Here is a 21,177-nt window from a genome sequence, read left to right as displayed (position 1 = left end):
AGTTAAATTTAAAGTGAATATTTTCTTATCCAGAGAGGTGGAGGGACTGGCCCGATGAAACCCAGCAACCGCGATGCAGGTGCTAATTCCAGCAGAACATATTTGTTCTGGGAGATAAGACGAAGATATACGTAACTTCTTCTTATCGGAGAGGTTTTTTTGTTGCAAAAAAACCGATTACGAAAACATATAATAAGAAGAAAGGGGTTGCGAAGTACTGTGACACTCGAAAAATACGTAAAACTGCGTAGTACAGTTTATGAATATATGATAGAGCAAGATAAGCCAATATCATTGTTAGATATTCAAGAACATATCGTTTCGCATCATGAAGGAAAATTCACTAAAAAAATGTTACATCAATTTTATTTATCAAGACTATTAGATGAACTCAAACTGGATGGAAAAATTACTTTAGCTGATGATGAATATCGCTATGCTGAAAAAGGGGTATTTTATAAGGCGGGAAAAGGGAGCTGAGCTCTCTTTTTTTGAAGTATGTAGAGTAAAAGACTGCTAAAGCAGCCTGATACAAGGGAATGGTGTTGAGTGTGTAGTGTCAAAGATTGAATGTGCCTGAAAGAGGCACTTCATATCGGCTGCAAATGAAAAGAGACACCTCCGCCGAATAGGTGTCAGTCGTTTTGTCACGTAGACTCGCTACTTGACAGTTATTAGAATAACATGCAGGATTTTGGAAGTCAAAAGGGAATTAGAGGAAGAGGTGTTGTGATGTATGCATACTTATTAAAAGATATAATGAAATGGATTCCAAAGTACATTATAGATAGAGGATATGAATATTATGAAGAGGGACATGTAGAAGATGTTGAAATACACGACAAGAAAGTATTTGCTTTCGTTACTGGAAATGCAGGGAATTATGAAGTGATTATTGATCTTGAAGATTTTGCAGAAAGTAGCTGCGAGTGTCCTTATGAAAATTATTGTAAACATATGGCGGCAGTTGTGTATGAAATTCAAGGTGCTGGTGAGAGTACAGTTAAAGAGCAATTGAAAGGTTTAGAAAAAGAAGAGTTACTAACAGTATTAAATCGTTTGTTACAAAGTTCGAAAAATGTGCAAATTGTAGAGACGATGTTAAAGAAGGGGAAACTTTAACTAAAGAGGGAGTTGTTTTGTAGTGAACGTACTAATTATATATGCTCACCCTAATCCTTCAAGCTTTAATGGGGCAATTTTAGAGCATGTGCAAAAAGGACTTGAGGAAACAAATCATTCTGTTACGCTACTTGATTTATATAAAGAACAATTTGATCCAGTGCTTGTATTTAATGAAGAGAAGAAAAGACGTGATTTACTAAATGAAGAAGAGACGAAGCGATATAGAGAATTAGTGCAGAAAGCGGATATTCTTCTTTTCATATATCCGATATGGTGGTGGGGCATGCCTGCTATTTTAAAAGGATTTATCGATCGTATTTTTGTAGCTGGATTTGCTTATAAATATGAGGGGTCATTACCGAAAGGCTTATTTAAAGGAAAGAAAGCATGGGTTATTAATACGTTAGACTCACCGTTATGGTACGTGGCCCTATTATATCGATCAGCGGATTGGATTATGATGAAAAGAGGGGTTTTACGTTTTTGTGGTATTCGCGATATAAAACGTTCTGCTTTTCAATCTGTGAAAACGAGTAAAGTAACGAAGCGTGAAAAATGGCTGTTACAAATAGAAGAAGCGGCTCGTACATTATGAATGAAATCGATCGTATTATAAAGTGTTGCAATTGTGATGACGAACTTTTGCGTACGTATATTAATTGTTTAGTCCAATTGAAGAAATACAGCGAAACGTTTCAACAAATTCAAATACAATTAAGAAATGATTATTTAATAAGAGGGATTTGTGAAAGAGAAGTTGATGAGGTAATAAAGGGAAGTAAAGAATATGAAACGTATGTTCTTCCTAAAGTATTGCAGTGGAATTTCCTTAAGAACAATCCTCATATGATTGAAAAAGTATGTGAAGATTTGTTTACATATGAAGCATTAAATCATGCAGAGGTAGAGTGGAGAAAGGTAATAAGCTGTATAGATAACGAATGATTTATTATATAAAAAAGCTAGTATAAAACTAGCTTTTCGTTTAAATAAATAAGAAACATAGACTAATGATAAATCCTGCATATAGTAAGTTAACAACACAAAATCCCATAATATCACGCGCGCTTAAACCAGCTATCGCTAATGCTGGTAATGCCCAGAAAGGTTGAATTAAATTTGTCCAAGCATCGCCCCATGCAATTGCCATCGCTGTTTTCGCGGCAGGTACACCAAGTTCAGCGCCAGCTGGAATCATAATTGGTGCTTGCACTGCCCATTGACCGCCTCCAGATGGAACGAAAATATTTACAATGCCAGCACTTAAAAATGTAAAGAGCGGGAATGTGGTTTCATTTGAAATACTAATAAAGAAAGTAGAAATAGCTCCTCCAAGCGAAAGACCTTCACTATTTACTCCAATCATCATCCCCATAATTCCAGCATAGAACGGAAACTGAAGTAAAATACCTGAAGTACTCTTAGTTGAGTCAGAGAAAGCGCGAATATAATGGAAGCATTATCAGCCTGAACTAATCTTATTAACAGTAAGATGGTATCTACGGTACAATTTGAGCTTCTGTAACCTGGTGCAAATGATGGAGGAAAGAGGGTTATCAATAGCTAACACACAGGAAAATGCGAATTTACAACACTAAGAAGTTTTAATCCATAAAAAAGTGCACCTCCGATTGTTAGACTGTGTCTAATAAACGAAGGTGCACTTCAAAGGAATCAACTTTTTTTATTGAACTAAAGCACTCGTTAGCTTAATAGTAAATGATTGTAACCTGCTATTTCTCCCACAGCTCAATCAATCGACCTTCAGGATCTTTAATCCAAATAAACTTTCCAAATTCACTAATCTCTTCTTTCTTTTCAAGAGGTACACCAATATGTTCAAGATGCTGAATAGTCTCGTTTAGATTATGTACTTGGAAATTCAACATCACTTGTTGTTCTGTTGGAAAATAATTGTCATTTTCAGTGAAGAAAGAAAAGATAGTCTCAGTTCCTAATTCGGGTTTAATCACAGTCCCGTTCCAATTTTCTATTTCAATTTTCAACACTTCACTGTACCATTTTTTTATAACATCAAGATTTTTAGTTCTCCAAAATATTCCTCTGAAACCTTTTATCATTGTATTTAACTCCTATCTATCTTTAAATTTTTAATGACATAAGTTCAACCTTCAATAAAACGCAGTGCACAACGGGAATGGTGATTGGTTAGATCTTTTGCAAATTGTTGATCCGGAAATCCTCTGTGAAGCAATCTCAACCCGCCTGAAGTTAAGGATATATGATGATGGAATCGATAGAATAACATCCTGTTGGGGTCGGGAGTATCATTCTTTAAATATCGATAATAAACCCAAATCGAAACTGCAAAAAACTGTGCTCATGCTCAATATCAAAGAACTCGGTTCCTTCGATATCAATCAAATAAGGTTCTAGTTTGTCATTAATTAATACATGATCAGGGCCGAGTTCCCCATGTATAAATCCATAACGACTTCTTGGTTCAATTTTTGATTCAAGCTCGTACAATGTATCGAGTAGATTGCTATGACTAGCCCTGATGCTGTCAATCAAACTATATAAAAAATCTAACCAAAAGTATAGATTGTTTTTTTATAATTGTTATGATGTTAAATTGGGTCTGGAAAAATAGTCATATAAAACCCCGTTGGAGCTTCAATGTTTTTTTGATGAAATCATTCTTACTTCTCAAATACCTCGCCACACAAAAACTTAAAATGTATTACAATGAATCTATACGATTTTTAATCCTTCTTCTTTTCACTAACTTTACCATTATTTTTAATTGAGTATTACTGCCCCGTTAGTTTAAGTAAAAAACCTTCACAATCTCAATGATCTATTCAAACTTGAATAATCTAATTGCCTGGAAACGTTCCTCAACAATCTGTCCCTTTAGTGGAGTAACTTTATTGCTACTCAGCAGTTTCTTAATCCGTCTTTCAGTTCAGATTTTCTTTTCACTATAAAAACCTCTCTTTAGATAAACAGATCTAAAGGGACAAAACATTGCGTCTTTTAAATAAACACCGTGACTTTATTTAAAAGCGATATTAAACATATTCTTCAAATCTTGGAAGCATATGTTTGCCGCAAATGAAAAGAACCATAAGCTTGCCAAACGGCAAAATTATAATTTTGATAGCTGTCGTCATTTTTTATTCATATATTGGAAATGAATTTCATAATGCGGAAAAATAGGGGGATTTATATGTCAAAGTGGCAATCTAAAGAACAATTGGTTCAATTATTAAGCAATCTTGTTGAAATTCCTAGTATTACAGGTTCAGAAGCTGAAGTTATATTGCCAGACTTTGTTGTAGAACAATTATCTGACTTACAGTATTTCAAACAAAATCCGCATCATTTACAAAAAAATCCGACGGGGGATGGACGATATTTTGTTACAGCCCTAGTAAAGAAAAGTGATAGTACGAAAAATACTGTAATTCTTGTTAGTCACTTTGATGTTGTAGATGTACAGGATTATGGAGTGTGGAAAGAAGATGCATTTAACCCTAAAAAATTAACATCTATGTTTTATTCTCATAAAGATGAGCTACCAGATCATGTACGTGAAGATATAGAACAAGGAGATTGGCTCTTTGGTAGAGGAACAATGGATATGAAATGTGGTCTAACTTTACAAATGGCGATGGTTGAGCAAGCTTGTGAAGGAAGATTTGATGGGAATGTTCTTTTATTGGCTGTTCCAGATGAAGAAGTGAACTCTGTAGGGATGAGAGCTGCTGTTCCAAGATTATTAGACTTAGCAAAAGAACATGACTTAGAGTATAAAACGGTCCTAAATTCAGAGCCTATGTTTTCAAGACATCCTGGTGACCAAAATAAGTACATTTATACTGGTTCTATTGGTAAGGTGTTACCTGGTTTCCTTTGCTATGGAAAAGAGACACATGTAGGCGAACCTTTTGCAGGATTAAATGGGAGCTATATGGCTGCATTATTAACAGCGGAATTAGAGTTGAATACGGACCTTTGTGATATTGTAGAAGGGGAAGCGAGTCCACCACCAACTAACTTGCTTCAAAGAGATTTAAAGGAGGATTATTCTGTACAAATTCCTCATCGTGCTGTCACATTATTTAATTTGTTTTTACTAGAAAAAACGATGACAGATGTAGTTTCATTGTTACGCCAAAAAGTAACGAAAGTAGCAGAGAAAATCGACGAATCGTATGAGGAGCGAGCGTATCATTTTTCTAAGTATAATCCGTTCATACCGCCGAATCTTAAAGTAAATGTATTAACGTATGAAGAGCTTATCGCTTATGCAATTGAACAACATGGAAGAGAAAAAATAGATGAAATTCAATCCGATATTATAAAAAATAGAGAAGATAAAGATGATCGTGCAGTAACTATTGATTTAGTAGACAAATTATCTATCTTATGTAAAGAAAAGGCTCCAATGATTGTACTTTTCTTTGCGCCACCATACTATCCAGCTGTGAGTTCACGCAACAATCCTTTAATTAAAGAGGTAGTTGTAGAAATGGAAAAGTATGCCCACTATAATCATAGCATTACATTTGAAAACCAAAATTATTTTGGAGGAATTTCAGATTTAAGCTATGTGGGCTTACAAAACCCATTGGATTCAATGAGTTCTCTTGTAGACAATATGCCATTATGGGATAAAGGTTATTCGATTCCACTAGAGGAATTAGAAGAGTTTGACGTTCCAGTATTAAATATGGGACCAGTAGGAAAAGATGCACATCAATGGACGGAGCGTCTGGACGTAAATTACGCATTTGAAACGTTATTAGATATGTTACCTATATGTATTGAAAAACTACTTGTTTCTAATAAAGTTACACAGTCATAGTGTTTGCATAAGAGCGAGAAAAGGACCGTAGTGATACGGTCCTTTTTTTCGTAATGAATAGTTTGAAACCTTAGATTTATGAAATTGTGATGTAAAAATTCTCCTTAAAATAGATTCGCAATAAACTATTTAGAGAGAGTAGATATGGCTTGTACACTTTTTGTAACGGTATTTGCTGAGTTTTTGTATAATATAATTATGTGAAGTTAACATAACTTACTGTATCAATAATATATATTTGCGTAGAATATCCATTTTAAGATTTTGAAGTACCCCCTTAAATGAAAAATTTATTTCGCTACAGTTAGTTACTTAGTGAAGTCTGCTCATTTTTTTCGTATTAGGGAAGAATGTACTTTTTAACTTGATGGGTATGGGGTAGTACCCCTTGTAGCAAAACCGGAGTGGGAATGATGAGTATAAATAGTTTTGTGAGATTGATAAAGGACGAATTATTAAAAGAGGTAAGCATAAGAAGTGAGGATGAATTCGAGCCTATAGTAGTTAAAGATATTCCTAGACTTTGGAAGTGTTTAGGGACAGGTAATTATGCCGCAGTATTTATGCACAAAGAATACAAAGATTGGGTAGTGAAAGTTTACGCGCGAGAAGGAGAAGGAATTGAAAAAGAGTCAGAAGTATACCGAAGAATCGGAAATCATCCTTCTTATTCGAATCTTATATATAAAGGAGAAAATTTCATAGTATTGAAACGTTTAAAAGAAATTACCTTATACGATGCTATCCATAAGGGGATTAAAATTCCTAAGCAGGTAATCCTTGATATCAATGAAGCTATAGAGTATGCAAGGGAGCAAGGATTAACTCCTTGTGATGTTCACGGAAAAAATGTGATGATGGAAAATGGAAGGGGATATGTAGTCGATGTATCTGATTTCTTAAAAACAAAAGAAGATAGTAAGTGGAGAGACTTAGAAAAGGCATATTTTACATTTTACTTGCCATTTATTTATAAATTGCCTTTCCCTGTTAAAATACCGTATTTCATGTTAAACATTGTTCGACGTTCATATAGAAAATATAAGAAGCTTAAAAAGAAATTCAAATTGTAAAAGGATCACATACTTATCTTTAGGTTAGATAAGTGAACCACTAGTAAACAAAAGGACCGTACATTTTAGATATGTCTAATATGTACGGTCCTAATTTTATAACTTCATGAAGTAATTTATTTATAAAATGATTGTAACAATAGAATATACCCATTTCAGTACATTTCATTTTAAACATATTGATGTACTATAGTTCTAAACAAATCACAATAATGGATTAGAAGGGGAATAAACTATGTACACAGACGCAATTGAGTATTAAAATTTCAATCTAATTTACCTTTGCATAGATGCAGGTATCAGTTAGTTTTTTACCGTCAGCTGAAAGATCTTCATTACGTAATATCCCTTCAAGCTCAAAACCTAGTTTTTCAGGGATCGTACGACTTTTAGTGTTAGTAGATTCACAGCGTATTTCAATCCTTCTAAATTTGAGTAACTGAAATCCAAGGTTTGTTAATTCACTTACTACCTCTGTCATATATCCATTGCCACTAAATTGCGTATTAATCCAGTATCCAATTTCACATTTAGAAATTTTCCAATTAATTCCGTGAAGGCTAGCAGTTCCAATAAAATCATTAGTACCCTTAAGATAGATAAGATAGCGAAAGCTTTCTCTTTTTAAAAAATCTATATGGGCATTTCTCAGGATAATTTCAGTTTCTTCAACAGTAGGAATTGACTGGAATAAAAGCAACCATTGTTTTAACTCATTAATTGACTCCTTAATAGCTTGGTGTACGACATTCCCGTCACCAGCTTGAAGTGGTGCTCGAAGAATTAGTCTGTCTGTTTCTATTTGTAACGGAACATCTAATAAAATAGAATTCATATCATTTCTCCTCTCGAAAACTTTAAATTATGACAGAATGAAACTTATATAATAAAAAAACTTTCACCCAAAAGAAATAATTCTTGAGGACGAGAGTTGCAATTTCGTGGTACGTTATTATGATAAATAAATTAAAAAATACCCTATCTCACTAATAGGAGATCCTGTCACAGCATTACTATAAGTTATTACAGAACCGTGCGAAGCTCTTAGTCTTTCTTCATTAAGAACTTGATAGCAATACAGTAAAGTTTATCTCCCATAATGGAGCCTCTCAAAAATTAGTAAACAATAAATATATATTCAATTAATCACTTAGAAATCCCTTTTCACATATTGAAAACTAAACTGCCAGTTGGTACAAAAAAATGGCTACCGAAGCAGCCTTAGGTTATTCAACTAATGATTGTAGAAGGAATGAGTGTCGCATTTATTAATCCCAATTTATTTGATTTAAAAATTTACTTCTATGCAGATGGTGAAACAGAATTAATGAGAAGGTCTAGCCGCGATATTGCTGAAAGGAGAGCCGATATCAATTATTTAAGGCGGTCTCATGCAGAACGTCGGATTCAGTACGAAGTGTTTATGCATCCATACAGTCAATGTTTTGATATTATTATCAAAAATTCCGATGAAGCAATATGTCTAGAAAAAAATACATTTGAGTTTTATAGAGTTTAAATGCAAATACTCTATTTGTTATGTTTATTATGAGGGTTCATTTTCATTATTTGGCTCCCGAATGAAGCAACTTTAGTATTCACTCAAAAATCCATTGTCTATGAAACAACTAGATTTTTAAACGGCTTTAATAGACAACTGCCATTTACATAGACAGATGTCTATTGTATTTTTGGCGGCAAGATTAAATAGCTTTTTTGTTACTTTACAATAAAGTATACTTAATATCAGTAATTCATGTAATTAGGAGTGATTTCTATATTTAGGGAAAATGCAAAAAAGTTACTTCTGTCATTAGTAACAAATCCAATACTAATAATTGTATACGGCATTTTTTGTTATGAGTTAGCCTTATACTGTAAGTACGGAAGGATGAATTATAATATTTATATTTTGTTATTATGTATAGTACTTTTTATATCCATGATTACATTTACTACAATGCGGGTGATAAAAAATAGAGAATATGAATCTAAAAAATTAACTAATTCAATAGCATGGAGATCCATTTCTATTATCATTATTGTTGCAATTACATCATTTTATGGGATGCAGATTTATCAAAGTGCAATAAATTACAATGGCAAATTGGCATGGTTTATAGAAAGGTTAAAACATGAAAGGTCAGTTAAACTTAAACATAATAATATATATGAATCTGGAGTAGAAGGTATTTTTGAAGATATAAATAAAAAACATCCTTTGCCAAAGAAATTGTATATGGCAACTGATTTTGATCTTACATTTCATTCAGATGGAACAATCACAGCGTTTGATACATTTGTTTATGGGAAAAATGTTGATGGGAAAGAAGAAACTTATTTAATCTCTTATAATAAGAAGAAATCAGAAGATATTACTATAATACGAGACGGGTATGCAAAGCCTGATTATGATGATGATAAATTAGTAGAACCTTTAATTAAAACGGTTAAGGCGATTCCAGTTAAGCAAACGGTTAGAAAGTGGAATGAAAGTAAGTATGGGTTGATTTATTATGGAAAAAGAAATTGGGGATCCAATACAGAGGGGATTATTAATATTACTGAGGATGGTAAGGGGCAGAGTCTTAAAGAAGCAGCTTCTGAAATCATTGGATATACTGTATCTATATTTGTCCCTGGAAAAGAGAAAGAGCTAGTACCTGCTAGATATAACTTAATATGTGACGCAAGTTGGAGTAAATCAAAGACGCCTCCAAATGAAGATAGGCTTAAAGAGAAGAAACAACAAGATTTAAAGAATGAAAAAGAACAGTTTTTCCTATCAAAAGAAGTTGGTTATAAACTAAATATGACAGATAAAGCATTAGGGAGCGCCTTTTATTCATTAAGCAAGACTAGTGATGAAGGGGAAACATGGGAGGTTATCAATCCAGACCCATTTAATAGGGGGATTGGTAGTGTATCAGGAATCACTTTTATAAATGATAAACTTGGGTTTTTAGGAGCAGTTAGACCTTCTGGTAATGAGGGAGAGTTATATCGCACAGATGATGGGGGGGTATCTTTCAAAAAGGTAGAATATCCGCCGCATGAAGTCAAATTAGATCATACACAGTCCACAATAAGTCCTTTTGATTCTCCTAGTATGCCATATGAGAAAGATGGGGTTTTTAATATGTTAGTGGGACAAGGGGCAGATGGAGACTACAATGGCGATAGTAGTGCACTTTATCAATCAAAAGATAACGGAGAGACATGGGAATTTGTAGAAGAAGTGAAAAAGAAGCCCGTAAATCTTTAGATGATCTTAAGGCTTGGATACAATAATCTGACCTATTAAAATCTCAAAAGGATTTTGTTGATACGTTACCTGAAAAAGAAGCAAGTATCTCTAAACTAGAGGAAAGTAAAAAATAAAGAAAAGAGGTTGCCCAAAAGTAACTATTCAGCGACTTTTGGGACAACCTCTTCTTTTCGTTGTGGATTTTCAAGAAAATTTAGAATAAAATAAAAATATAGTCATCTACCTATTATTCACTAATGAAAAGAAAAGGGGGTAGCGAAATGCAACTGAAGTATGGGAAGCACATTAATATATTATCTATTGTTCTAACTTTGTTCTCTTTTTCCGTAATTGTAAGTTTCTCTACCTGGTTGAGTGGATATTCAATTTCCAACCTTTCTACAATGCTTAAGGTAACAATGTGGAGTGCATTTATTCTTGGAATTATAGGGTTTAGACAAGAGAAAAGCGCACTAGCGATTATAATTATGGGAATATGTGCCTTTGCTCTAGTCGTTCTATATACTTATGCGGTTATAAGTTTTCTTGAGCATTAAACACAAAAAAAAGAAACGAACATTTTTGTTCGTTTCTTTTTTTGGGGGATGATTATTATAAAATAGCCTCTTCTAATGATTGAGTGCTGAATCCAAGAATTGATTTTTGAGTGTTATTCTCATGATCTTTTACAATGATATATGGAACCCCCTGTACGTTAAAGAATTCAAACTCTTCTTTTCCTTCTGGGGTATTAGAGGGGTACCACCCACATTTTTTACTGAAAAAGAAATTGTATTTATAAAGCGAAAAAACGCTATTCTTTTTGTAACAATATACAGAAACGCCATCCTTTTCTATGATTCTACAGAAAGAATAGCGTATTTTTTCATTTTAGGGGGCATTTCTTTTGATTAGTTTGATAGCGAGGTGACGATACCCCTTTATTGTTTTTCAGATTTCGCTTGTTCTAAAATGTATGCTTCTTCTTGTTCCGGTGTCGCTAATTCGTATGCTTTACCAGTGCTGCTATTGTCCCATTCCCATAATAAATTATGCTTCTCAACCGATTGAGAGAAATCGCCTTCATACCAACGAACCAAAATCTTAAGGTACTGTTCTTTATGTTGTAAGGTTCCACTATTACTTTCATCAATCGCTTGACGTACTTTTTCGATGTTTTCTGGAGTCATTTTGATAAATCCTTGCTTTTCGTGGGATAATACTTTTTGATGAGTCATTTTGTGCATTGCATTGATTATATGACGATCAGAGTTGAGGTCAAGTATTACCTCTTCCCCTTTAATTCTCTCAGTCTGCTTTTCCTTAACGTCTGAACCTGCATACGTACCGACTTTGTAGCCAGTAAAAATACCAACTGCTATAGCAATAACTAAGGTTGATGTGATTTTAATCCACTTTTTCAAACCTCTTACCCCCCTTTTATTGAAGTGTACCATAAAAGAAGAACTGTATGCCCATATCTATCTGTGAGGTCTACATAACGTATCATTATCAATAGTCAACGATGTATAAAATTTTCGTTATGGGGGTAGTTAAAAATATTAGCTTGATAGCGATGTGGCGGTACCCCTTAATGGGCATCTTTTTCATATTCAGCAATAAATTTCATAGTATACTAATATTTAGGTGTTTATATTGGGAGGATTAAAATGATGAAGAAATCAGTATTAGCAGTTGGTTTATCGGTTGCAATGTTAGCGGCTTGCGGCGAAAAAGAAGTGGTTCAAAAAGAGAAGCCAAAAGCACAACAAACAACTGCGAAAACAGAACAACCAAAAGATGAGCAAACACGAATGATGAAAAGTTTTGAACGTAGAACCAAAGAAATTAAAGAATATTTCGGCGGTACTGTTACAGCGGTTGAATTAAAAAAAGAAAATAACTTGTATGTCTTATATGTTTTCGTTGACAAAACAGCATTGTCAAATGCAGACGAAGGCCTACGGGAAAATTTCGGCTACAGAACGAGAACAAAGTTAAAAGACGCCGTTGCGCAGAGTGGCTTGCAAGAATACGGCAAAACAACCATAAGATACTTCACATCAGACAATAAAACAGAAATTGAATTTGAATAAGTATTCCTGCGGGAGTGCTTTTTTATTTTATTTGCAGGAAATTATCACCATTTGTCGAATTATATAAGCTGAAGGGTGATAAAAATGAGACATAGAAATCTTTTTATGCTGGCAATGAATACGTAAAAACAAAAACATTCACTTATAACGGTTAATAGGAGGAATTATCATGAAAAAATTAGCTACAATTGCATTAACAGTAGCTTTAGCTTTAGGCGGTTTGACGGTTATGAACATTAACACACCTGAAGCACAAGCAAGTGAAGATTGTTATTACATCTGTGGTCCTAGCGAAACGGTGAATGGTGTTACAGTTCAAGTTCACGCTACGGAATACACTTTTGGTGGAAACGTAATTGCAAGAATTACAAATAACCGAGCTGAGGACATTCATTATAATGTCAGCATCGAAAAGAAATATGGAGACAACTGGGGAGAATATGATACTTTCTTCCATTGGCAAAATCAATGGGTTCCAGCTGGAGCAAATGATGAAATTTCAACTTTCACAGGATATGGAGAAAACATTTACGACAATGGAACATACCGTTATAAAGTTGAAATTGTAAGTGCTGACGGTTCTGTAGATACAATTTACACAGCAGCAATGACGGTAACAGGGCGATAGCTCATGACTGAGCTTCATTATTTATGATTGTATTTTCAATAATATCATTGATAATTGCGTTGATATTATTATTATTATTAAAATAAGCTCTTCGGAGCTTATTTTTTTATATAAAAATTGAATATTAATATTCTATTATTGAGTTTTATCCTCTGTTCATAAACATAAGATTTTCTGGACAGATGTCTCTTAACGTACAGAAAACGCTTAAAATATGTCCGGATTGTGTCTAAACGTACAATTTTCCCGAAATGGTATGGTGAGACCACATCCATCAACTTAAGAAAAGTAAACACCCCAAAAACAAAAAAATGAGCTGACTTCTCAAAAAAACTAACTGTAGAGAAAGAAAATTTTCATTTAGGGGGTACTTCAAAACCTTAGCTTGATGGGCTTTTTTCTTTTTTCTAAAGATCCAGTGTAAGTTCTTTAAATATTTTTATACCAGATAAACCCTATTGGGTTTTAATTTTTTGGATTACGCTACATGCTTGTGAGGCATAGAAAGGTTATATACGACGCCTAAGATATCAAAGACGGTTTTCTTCTCATACCTATGGGATTTTCGTCTGTTTTTCTGTAAGAGATCAAACAGACGAAACAATATCTTTGTTAATTCTTTGGTGTCTTTTTGTAGAGATTCATAAATAAGTAGAAAATAATCTTTTATGATATAAATCGCTTTATATTCGCTTAATTCTCGTTTCTTCTTGATGAGAATTAATTGGCAGATTTGAGACACAGAAGCTATTTTGAACGTAAGGGATTTGTAAGGAATAGGTAAGGAAAAAGAGATTTTCATTGTGTATGATGAAAATATAAAGAAGCATGAAAGGAGGAACAGATATAACTTATATATGAAAAACAAACCAGTTAATAAGAGCGTTTCATGGAAAAGAAATAATTTCTGAGGTTAACATACATGCAAAAAGAGGGATTTACCGTTTATTAGGACAGAATGGAGCTTGTAAAAATAATCATTATGAAGATGATTACGAATTCAATGTTGACTTTTTGTCATCGGTAGAGATGATAGCTGTGTGGTGAGTATGAAATATCAAGCAACCACCTATACAATATGAATAGAGGAGAGGAATGCCTTATGAAAACACGTAGTCAAATTACATTTGCAAGTCTTGCCCTTTTAATAGCTGGAAGTTCCCTGTTATACACAACGCCAACCTCAATTGTAAAAGCAGAGCCCACTCAAAATGTATCTAGTTCGTTACAAACAAATACTCAACGAGATCGTACTTCCGTCAAGCAAGCAATGCGGGATGCATTGCAACTTGGATACCCGGGGATACTTGCTAAAACTTCTGAGGGTGGAAAAACTTGGGGTTATGCCGCTGGGGTAGCGGATCTGAGCAGCAAGCAACCAATGAAAACAGATTTTCGCTTTCGCATTGGCAGTGTGACGAAGACGTTCATCGCAACGGTTTTACTTCAATTAGTCGGAGAGAACCGCTTGAATCTAGATGACTACATCGAAAAATGGTTGCCTGGTGTCATTCAAGGAAACGGATATGATGGTAACCAGATTACTATCCGGCAGATATTGAACCATACAAGTGGTATCGCTGAATACTCAAGGTCAAAAGACGCTGACTTTACGGATACAAAAAAATCGTATACGGCTGAAGAGTTAGTGAAGATGGGGATTTCTCTGCCCCCAGACTTTGCCCCAGGAAAGGGCTGGTCTTATTCAAACACAGGATATGTATTACTAGGTATTCTTATTGAAAAAGTAACCGGAAACAGCTATGCGGAAGAGATTGAAAGTCGGATTATTGAACCGCTTGAATTGTCGAATACATTCCTACCTGGCAATTCAAGCGTTATTCCAGGCACCAAGCATGCCCGTGGATATGTCCAACCAGACGGAGTAAGTGAGCTAAAAGACGTTACTTATTATAACCCAAGTGCAGGTAGCTCAGCTGGAGATATGATTTCTACTGCTGACGACTTAAATAAATTCTTCTCTTACTTGCTCGGGGGTAAATTACTGAAAGAACAGCAACTAAAACAAATGCTTACTACAGTTCCTACAGGAAAAGAAGGAATCGATGGATATGGTCTTGGAATCTATGAAACTAAGCTTCCAAGCGATGTCTCGATATGGGGACACACAGGTGGCATTCTAGGGTTTACTACTCTTGTTGGAGGTAAACTTGGAGGCAAGCATACGTTGGTCGTCAATTGGAATAGTTTGGGTAGAGCTGACAGTCCTAATCCTTTTAAAAATATTTTACTTGCTGAATTTAGCAAGTAGGCAAAAAAGAAAAATGGATAAATTTTGTCATATTTTTTATAGTTAAACAAATAAGTGATGAATTCGATTACTTATCTAAGGAGGCAATTCTCTCATGAAAAATAAACTATCTGGGGTGTTAGCCGCTACATTAGCGCTAACGATGATCCTACCAACAGGGGCGATAGCATCTTCAAGCAGTAAGACTCCGGTTGTAGCTAACCAAGAAGTTGCTAACCAAGAACTGGAGAAGATTGCGGCAGAGAAGGCTGCGCTACTCACGAAGTCCTATGGGACGACTAGCGTGCAGTATGCGCTAATTGATAATGGTAAACTTATTTTGTCGGGTCAGACAGGCAAGAACGATATGGAAGGAAAACAGCGGCTGAACAAAGATACTCTATATGGGATTGGTTCAGTCAGTAAAATGTATGCAACAGCGGCTGTAATGAAATTGGTCGACGAAGGAAAAGTCGATTTGGATGCTCCTGTCGTCCACTTTGTTCCTGATTTCAAGATGAAAGACGAGCGGTACAAACGCATTACGCCACGTATGCTGTTAAACCACTCCTCCGGCTTGCAAGGTTCCACGTTAAGTAATGCATTTTTATTTAACGATAATGATACCTATGCCCATGATGTCTTGATGCGGCAATTGTCCAACCAAAGCTTGAAGGCGGATCCTGGCGCGTTCTCGGTATACTGCAACGACGGCTTTACGCTGGCCGAGATTTTGGTGGAAAGAGTCAGCGGTATGAGCTTTACCGAATTTATACATCAACGGTTTACAGAACCCTTACAGCTGAATCATACGAAAACGCCGCAGGATAAATGGGAAGACGATAAGCGGGCTGGACTCTATTTTCCGGCGTACCAAGGGAAGCTTCCCATTGAATCGGTGAATGTGATTGGTTCGGGAGGGATCTCTTCCACGGCAGAAGATATGGTACGATTCTCACAATTATTTATGGGACAGGGAAAAGGGATCCTCTCTGATAAGGCAGTCAAGGCGATGGAGCAAGAGGAATATAAAAAAGGAATGTGGCCGGGGGATGGAGGTAATATTTTCAACTATGGTCTTGGCTGGGATAGTGTGAAACTATACCCATTCAGTGAATATGGGATAAAAAGCATGGCTAAGGGCGGCGATACAACACTGCAACATGCTATACTGGTCGTGCTTCCGGAACAGAAGATGGCAGTGGCTGTGTTGTCATCCGGCGGCCAAAGCTCTACAAATCAACTACTGGCAACTGAATTACTGCTCGCCGCGCTTAAAGAGAAGGGCACAATTAAGGACATCAAGCCAAACAAATCCTTTGGCAAGCCGGTCAAGGCCAAGATGCCTCAAGACGTGACGAAGAAAGCGGGCTTTTACGGCAATAGCGAAAGTCATTTCAAAATAGAAATTACGAAGAATGGAGAACTGTTCTTACCATCTAATCGAGAAGAAAAATATGTATATACTGCGAATGGAAGCTTTATTAATGAGAAGGGTACTTCCAAGCTCAACTTCGTCACTGAGAAGAATGGAAGCACTTATTTGAAGGAGAGCACATATAAATCGACGCCAGGCTTAGGGCAAAATGTGATGACTCACTATTTAGCCGAGAAACTAGAAGACAACGTGCTATCGAAGAAAACCGCTGCCGCATGGGCGAAGCGGGAAGGCGTCAAGTTCTATCTCGTGAACGAGAAATTTAGTTCTATTGAATATCTCGTTCAACCGAAACTTATTACCACACAAATTACTCGCAAGGAAGACCTGGAGGGCTATTGGGACGGCAGAAAAATTACAGGTCCGAACACCGCGGCGCATCAGCTCCAGATCCCCGTGATGAATGGCCGTGATACGACGGAAACTCATTTCTATACAGAAGGCGGCAGTGAATATATGGAGATGGCCGGATTGTTATATGTAAGTGGATCCAACGTAAAACCGCTTGATGCAGGCCAATCATCCAAAGTTACGCTACAAGCAAATGGGCATGCGAAATGGTTTACGATCCCACAAGCGACAGCAGGGAAAACGATGAGCGTGACGTTGTCATCGAAGAGTTCATTCGCGGTGTATGATGAGAAGGGAGTATGCGTCAATTTTACCGTTGTGAGCGGCAATAACAAAGTAAAATTGCCGAAAAACGGATCGGTTGTATTTGCTGGCGCGCCGAACTCGGAATTTGCAATCACGTTGAACTAGCTACAATTCAAGATGGACTTCAACAAAACCAGTACGACACAGAAAAGGTGTTTTGCTGGTTTTGTTTGTATTTACGCATTATCTTTACGAAGAGGCTTTCTACGAATAATATCACGCTCAAACTCTGCAAGAACAGCTATCATACCAACTTTTTAGCTGTTAAGAAACTTTGCAACAGAACCAGACATGTACTCCTTCATCACTAAAAACAGCCAGTTTTGATTTTAAATTTTTTTATTTATTGACTATGAAGTAACCACATAGTTTATAGTATGAATATTATTCCTTATAGGAGGCAATATAATTAGATGGATAGCTATAAGTTAACTAAAAGTGATGTAATTAAGATTTTTAATACTACGAAAGAAACACTTCGATTCTATGAAGAAAAAGGATTAGTTCAGCCAAAGGTAGGTAAAAATAACTATAGATTGTATGGAAATGAAGACCTACAAAGAATTAGCCAAATCTTCTTTTGTAAAGATATGGGTTTTTCAATTGAAGAAATTGATTTAGTAATAAATAAGAGAAATATAATAAACAATATGAATATCTTACAGAACAAAAAAAATGAAATTGAAACTGAAATTCATCGATTTATGGAAGTGCAAAAGAAAATTACTAGGCTCCTAGATCTCCTTCAAAATAGAAGCAGAAATTTCAATAAAATTCAGAGTGTCTATTTTGAAGAAAGAAAATATTATCACATCAAAGGAGAAAATTTTAATAGTGTAAAATCCTTTTTTGATAAATTCCGTTCTATTTTTAAGCAAGGTGAACTTTTTCAAGAACAATTTATAACAATGTGTCCAATTAAGAATTTCTTCAATGATGATTTGGGACTTTCAGTTTATTATCCTGTTTTGAATGATACAGAGATCGAGCATGTTGATATTCTTAGTATACCTGCAGGTAATTATCTTTGTGTTGATTACGTATGTACAGAAGGGCATATGGATGAAGCACGACGTCAAATATATACAAACATTAAAGACTATATAAAGAGAAATGGTTTACAGTTTAGATCATGTGATGTAATTGAATCAGATTTACACGGATTGAATCTGTTTTACCCAGAAGGACAGATAATTATGAATATGCAAATTCCTGTTGAAGAAAAATCGAAACACCAAGAGAAATGAGCATTTATTTATGCAACACAATTTACAAGAAAATTGGAAAAATCGGCTCTTTTATCAAAATGTGTTTAGTATGATTTTTTTAAAAGTGCTGGTAGTCCACTTACTATAAAATCATAGAATCTCTTTAAATTAATACAAACTAAAGCCAATTTGCTTAGCGTGGGTTTTATGTCAATTGGTTGGCGGGGCCCCTACTATAATTGGGGTCTGTGTACATGCCCATCAAATTAATCTATTTTAATACTCCATTGCCATCAAGCTAAGACTTTAAAGTACTCTTTAAATGGAAATTTTGTGTTTTTTATAGCACCGAAGTTCATTTTTATCATTTTGGGGAAGAATGTGTTTCTTAACTTGATAGCGATGGGGTAGCACCACATCGCTATCAAGCTAAGCTTATGCAAAGTCAATTTTAGGCGAGATTGTTTCTTTTTTCTAAAGAGCAAGTGTAAGTGTTTGAAAGATTTGCATACGAAATAAACCCTAACGGGTTTCACTTTTTTGAATTAAGCGGCTTGGTTATCAGACATGGTACAATTGTAAACGACACCTAATATATCAAAGATCGTTTTTTTATCATATCGATGAGATTTCCGCCCATTTTGCTGTAGGAGATTGAACAGGCGAAGTAACACCTTTGATAGCTCTTGGGTGTTTTTTTGTATAGTTTGGAATAGAAGAAGAAAATAGTCTTTAATCATATATATGGCTTTATACTCACTAAGCTCTTGTTTTTTCTTCATGAGGAGCAATTGGCGCATTTGAAACATGATAGAAGAACAGAGTAGAATGGCAATCAATTGACCATATAAATGGCACTCCAATCGTTCTGGTTTTATCTTTTTACAATGATGGATTTGAAAGAATGACTTCCACGTTTTAAATAAAATTTCGATTTGCCAACGCAAAGAATACCAGTCATGTACCTGTCCCATCGGGACAATATCTGTAGGGGTGTTTGTCATATATACATTGATACCACTGAGCCGTTTACTACGAGGAGAATACTTCATTCCTTTCTTTTTTTCTCTTACAGCTTGATCTTGTAATCGTTTTTGTTGCTGTTGTTTTGTTAATCGGTGAACAATTACACGAGCTGGCACTTTATCAATCATTCCTACATAAGCATCAGCTATTTCACATGTTTGTCCTGGTTGAAGGGAGCTCATTAACGTCTCCATATCTATCTGTATATACTCTGTACCTTTCTTAATTCTTCCGTCTTGAAAATAATCAGGGTTAGGATTTTTTTGATAAATACGTGTATTCGACTTGATACGAGAGATATAGTAGGCCTCTTTATCTTGTATATATTGAAGGTCTTTTAAATGAAAATAACCTAAATCTCGGATACATAAATCATTCGCTGTCACAGTTGGGGCACACAGAGAGCCGTAAGTGCGATCATGTTGTTTACCTGGACCTGTATGAATATGTAAGAACTGTCCACTTAACAAATCATACTCAAGTTGAATTTTTATCCCAGCCGTATGGCTGCATCCTCCTGCACCTGGATAAACCGATGAAAATACATCCGGGAGTTGAAATGCAGTTGAATCTAAAATACGAATACGCTTGAAAACAGAAGTGTATGGAGAAGAAATCGGCATAGATGCGGCCAATTTTTTGCTTAGTAGTTCGGCTAGTAGGTGTTGTAAAAGTTGGACGGCCGCCTTATTAAACCGTTGATTCAGTCCCTCAGGACTGATGAGTACTTCTGTTGATGCTTCTAAACAGCTAGATAACTGAGTTAAAGAAGTCATAGCTATATTTTGGCTCAACCATACACATAAAGCTACTAAATCTTTTGCTTGGTACTTACTGGTTCGTTGTACAAAGCCAACATCTCTAGCAAGATTCCGTAAGGTATTTGGAGATAAAAAACTTTGAATCTCTTGAGCAAATAGTTGTAATTCGTCATACACAGAAACAGACATAAAAAACGCCATCCTTTCCTATGATTCTACAGAAAGAATAGCGCATTTTTTCATTCTAGGGGGCATTTCTTTTTATTAGCTTGATAGCGATGGGGTAGCACCAACAAAACACAAATTTCGTACGCTACGACAGCGTAACGATTTTATGCTACCAGTAAAAAACTGATTATTGAGAGCTCATAATCTGCGGGGGAGGGACACCCCCGCGAATTTAAGTTTCACTTTATAAAAAAGTAAGGGCCGGTACCGCTTGTTATTTGACTATTACTTTTCCATCCATTCCTTTCAAGTAGTGGAACCGACATATTAGTTCATATGTACCGGGAGTTTCAGGTTTTACGGTAATTGTTATTTCTTTTCCTGACGGGACTTCGGCGTCAATTCCGAGTTTTTTCACCGTGAAGGTATGTTCTCTATTTCCTTTGTTTTTCAATAGTAACGTCGTCGTTTTCTCAGCCGGAACAGTGATGATACTCGGATTAAAGTAATCATCATTCAATTCAACCTCAATAGGCTGTCTCACAACGTCGGATTCGGCAAATACATGGAGCGAACCTAAAGTAGTCATAACTACAATCATCGCAAGTGAAATGATTAATCCAGTTAATAGCTTTTTCACAGACATTCACAATCCCTCCTTTCCT

18 protein-coding genes, 5 pseudogenes and 1 riboswitch are annotated in these 21,177 nt (G+C 35.4%); of the genes and pseudogenes, 15 read left to right on the top strand and 8 right to left on the bottom strand.

Annotated elements, in window-relative coordinates:
• Nucleotides 1-22 precede the first annotated feature (22 nt).
• A riboswitch (SAM riboswitch) is annotated at nt 23-121 on the top strand.
• Nucleotides 122-159: 38 nt separating this feature from the next.
• From JFT95_RS13800 to JFT95_RS13785, 4 genes are all read left to right on the top strand, one after another.
• Nucleotides 160-480, top strand: coding sequence for a hypothetical protein (locus tag JFT95_RS13800; protein WP_002110869.1), 321 nt, complete (start codon nt 160-162; stop codon nt 478-480).
• 204 nt (nt 481-684) lie between these two features.
• A complete protein-coding gene (locus tag JFT95_RS13795) occupies nt 685-1,122 on the top strand; it encodes an SWIM zinc finger family protein (protein WP_002033243.1) in 438 nt (145 codons plus the stop codon).
• A 22-nt stretch (nt 1,123-1,144) separates the two neighbouring features.
• Nucleotides 1,145-1,720, top strand: a complete 576-nt coding sequence (locus JFT95_RS13790) for an NAD(P)H-dependent oxidoreductase (protein WP_016127298.1) — start codon at nt 1,145-1,147, stop codon at nt 1,718-1,720.
• Nucleotides 1,717-2,070, top strand: a complete 354-nt coding sequence (locus JFT95_RS13785; protein WP_002165385.1) for a hypothetical protein — start codon at nt 1,717-1,719, stop codon at nt 2,068-2,070. The genes JFT95_RS13790 and JFT95_RS13785 overlap by 4 nt, the downstream gene beginning before the upstream one ends.
• A 40-nt stretch (nt 2,071-2,110) precedes the next feature.
• On the opposite strand, the pseudogene JFT95_RS13780 reads toward JFT95_RS13785, so the two are convergent.
• Nucleotides 2,111-2,575 (bottom strand): annotated as a pseudogene (locus tag JFT95_RS13780) (TIGR00366 family protein); the annotation flags it as partial.
• A 25-nt stretch (nt 2,576-2,600) separates the two neighbouring features.
• On the opposite strand from JFT95_RS13780, the pseudogene JFT95_RS13775 reads away from it, so the two are divergent.
• A pseudogene (locus tag JFT95_RS13775) lies at nt 2,601-2,696 on the top strand (IS6 family transposase); the annotation flags it as partial.
• 162 nt (nt 2,697-2,858) lie between these two features.
• Here the strand turns inward: JFT95_RS13775 and JFT95_RS13770 are convergent.
• Both JFT95_RS13770 and JFT95_RS29595 read right to left on the bottom strand, forming a co-directional pair.
• Nucleotides 2,859-3,206, bottom strand: a complete 348-nt coding sequence (locus JFT95_RS13770; protein ID WP_201052550.1) for a VOC family protein — start codon at nt 3,204-3,206, stop codon at nt 2,859-2,861.
• A gap of 44 nt (nt 3,207-3,250) precedes the next feature.
• Nucleotides 3,251-3,678 (bottom strand): annotated as a pseudogene (locus JFT95_RS29595) (aminoglycoside phosphotransferase family protein); the annotation flags it as partial.
• Between the two features lie 640 nt (nt 3,679-4,318).
• Between JFT95_RS29595 and JFT95_RS13765 the strand changes: the two are divergent.
• Together JFT95_RS13765 and JFT95_RS13760 are read left to right on the top strand one after the other, a co-directional pair.
• Entirely contained in the window at nt 4,319-5,959 is a 1,641-nt protein-coding gene (locus tag JFT95_RS13765; protein WP_201052548.1) for a M20/M25/M40 family metallo-hydrolase, read from the top strand.
• Between the two features lie 413 nt (nt 5,960-6,372).
• A complete protein-coding gene (locus JFT95_RS13760) occupies nt 6,373-7,032 on the top strand; it encodes a protein kinase family protein (RefSeq protein ID WP_033708051.1) in 660 nt (219 codons plus the stop codon).
• A 271-nt stretch (nt 7,033-7,303) separates the two neighbouring features.
• On the opposite strand, the gene JFT95_RS13755 is transcribed toward JFT95_RS13760, so the two are convergent.
• Entirely contained in the window at nt 7,304-7,867 is a 564-nt protein-coding gene (locus tag JFT95_RS13755; RefSeq protein ID WP_201052546.1) for a GNAT family N-acetyltransferase, read from the bottom strand.
• 396 nt (nt 7,868-8,263) lie between these two features.
• On the opposite strand from JFT95_RS13755, the pseudogene JFT95_RS13750 reads away from it, so the two are divergent.
• The 3 genes and pseudogenes from JFT95_RS13750 to JFT95_RS13740 all read left to right on the top strand — a co-directional run.
• Nucleotides 8,264-8,551: pseudogene (locus JFT95_RS13750) on the top strand (hypothetical protein); the annotation flags it as partial.
• A gap of 249 nt (nt 8,552-8,800) precedes the next feature.
• Nucleotides 8,801-10,297, top strand: a complete 1,497-nt coding sequence (locus JFT95_RS13745) for a WD40/YVTN/BNR-like repeat-containing protein (protein WP_307838406.1) — start codon at nt 8,801-8,803, stop codon at nt 10,295-10,297.
• 263 nt (nt 10,298-10,560) lie between these two features.
• On the top strand, nt 10,561-10,836 hold the full coding sequence (locus tag JFT95_RS13740; protein ID WP_201052543.1) for a hypothetical protein: 276 nt from the start codon (nt 10,561-10,563) through the stop codon (nt 10,834-10,836).
• Nucleotides 10,837-11,220: 384 nt separating this feature from the next.
• Here the strand turns inward: JFT95_RS13740 and JFT95_RS13735 are convergent, their stop codons facing one another.
• Nucleotides 11,221-11,703: a PRK06770 family protein gene (locus JFT95_RS13735; protein ID WP_201052541.1), complete on the bottom strand. Its 483-nt coding sequence runs from the start codon at nt 11,701-11,703 to the stop codon at nt 11,221-11,223.
• 246 nt (nt 11,704-11,949) lie between these two features.
• On the opposite strand from JFT95_RS13735, the gene JFT95_RS13730 reads away from it, so the two are divergent.
• Together JFT95_RS13730 and JFT95_RS13725 are read left to right on the top strand one after the other, a co-directional pair.
• Nucleotides 11,950-12,375, top strand: coding sequence for a hypothetical protein (locus JFT95_RS13730; protein ID WP_088039811.1), 426 nt, complete (start codon nt 11,950-11,952; stop codon nt 12,373-12,375).
• Between the two features lie 169 nt (nt 12,376-12,544).
• A complete protein-coding gene (locus tag JFT95_RS13725) occupies nt 12,545-13,003 on the top strand; it encodes a hypothetical protein (protein ID WP_201052540.1) in 459 nt (152 codons plus the stop codon).
• 478 nt (nt 13,004-13,481) lie between these two features.
• Here JFT95_RS13725 and JFT95_RS13720 read toward each other — a convergent pair.
• A pseudogene (locus JFT95_RS13720) lies at nt 13,482-13,739 on the bottom strand (IS4 family transposase); the annotation flags it as partial.
• Between the two features lie 366 nt (nt 13,740-14,105).
• Between JFT95_RS13720 and JFT95_RS13715 the strand changes: the two are divergent.
• The 3 genes from JFT95_RS13715 (at nt 14,106) to JFT95_RS13705 (ending at nt 18,596) form a co-directional block, all read left to right on the top strand.
• Nucleotides 14,106-15,275, top strand: coding sequence for a serine hydrolase domain-containing protein (locus JFT95_RS13715; protein WP_201052539.1), 1,170 nt, complete (start codon nt 14,106-14,108; stop codon nt 15,273-15,275).
• A 94-nt stretch (nt 15,276-15,369) separates the two neighbouring features.
• Nucleotides 15,370-17,454 (top strand): serine hydrolase domain-containing protein, encoded by a 2,085-nt coding sequence (locus tag JFT95_RS13710; RefSeq protein ID WP_002035327.1) that lies wholly within the window; start codon nt 15,370-15,372, stop codon nt 17,452-17,454.
• A gap of 308 nt (nt 17,455-17,762) precedes the next feature.
• Nucleotides 17,763-18,596: a MerR family transcriptional regulator gene (locus tag JFT95_RS13705; protein WP_061675234.1), complete on the top strand. Its 834-nt coding sequence runs from the start codon at nt 17,763-17,765 to the stop codon at nt 18,594-18,596.
• Nucleotides 18,597-19,102: 506 nt separating this feature from the next.
• On the opposite strand, the gene JFT95_RS13700 is transcribed toward JFT95_RS13705, so the two are convergent.
• The gene (locus JFT95_RS13700; protein ID WP_201051382.1) at nt 19,103-20,533 is read right to left on the bottom strand and encodes an IS4 family transposase; all 1,431 of its coding nucleotides are present in this window, start codon (nt 20,531-20,533) and stop codon (nt 19,103-19,105) included.
• Nucleotides 20,534-20,786: 253 nt separating this feature from the next.
• Nucleotides 20,787-21,158 carry a cupredoxin domain-containing protein gene (locus tag JFT95_RS13695; protein WP_201052538.1) on the bottom strand — a complete coding sequence of 124 codons (372 nt, stop codon included), beginning with the start codon at nt 21,156-21,158 and terminating at the stop codon, nt 20,787-20,789.
• Nucleotides 21,159-21,177: the final 19 nt, after the last annotated feature.

It is taken from the genome of Bacillus sp. TH17, from assembly GCF_016651125.1.
Lineage (GTDB): Bacteria > Bacillota > Bacilli > Bacillales > Bacillaceae_G > Bacillus_A > Bacillus_A mycoides.
Note: the sequence above shows the minus strand (reverse complement) of the source record. Positions and strands in the feature narration are given on the sequence as shown.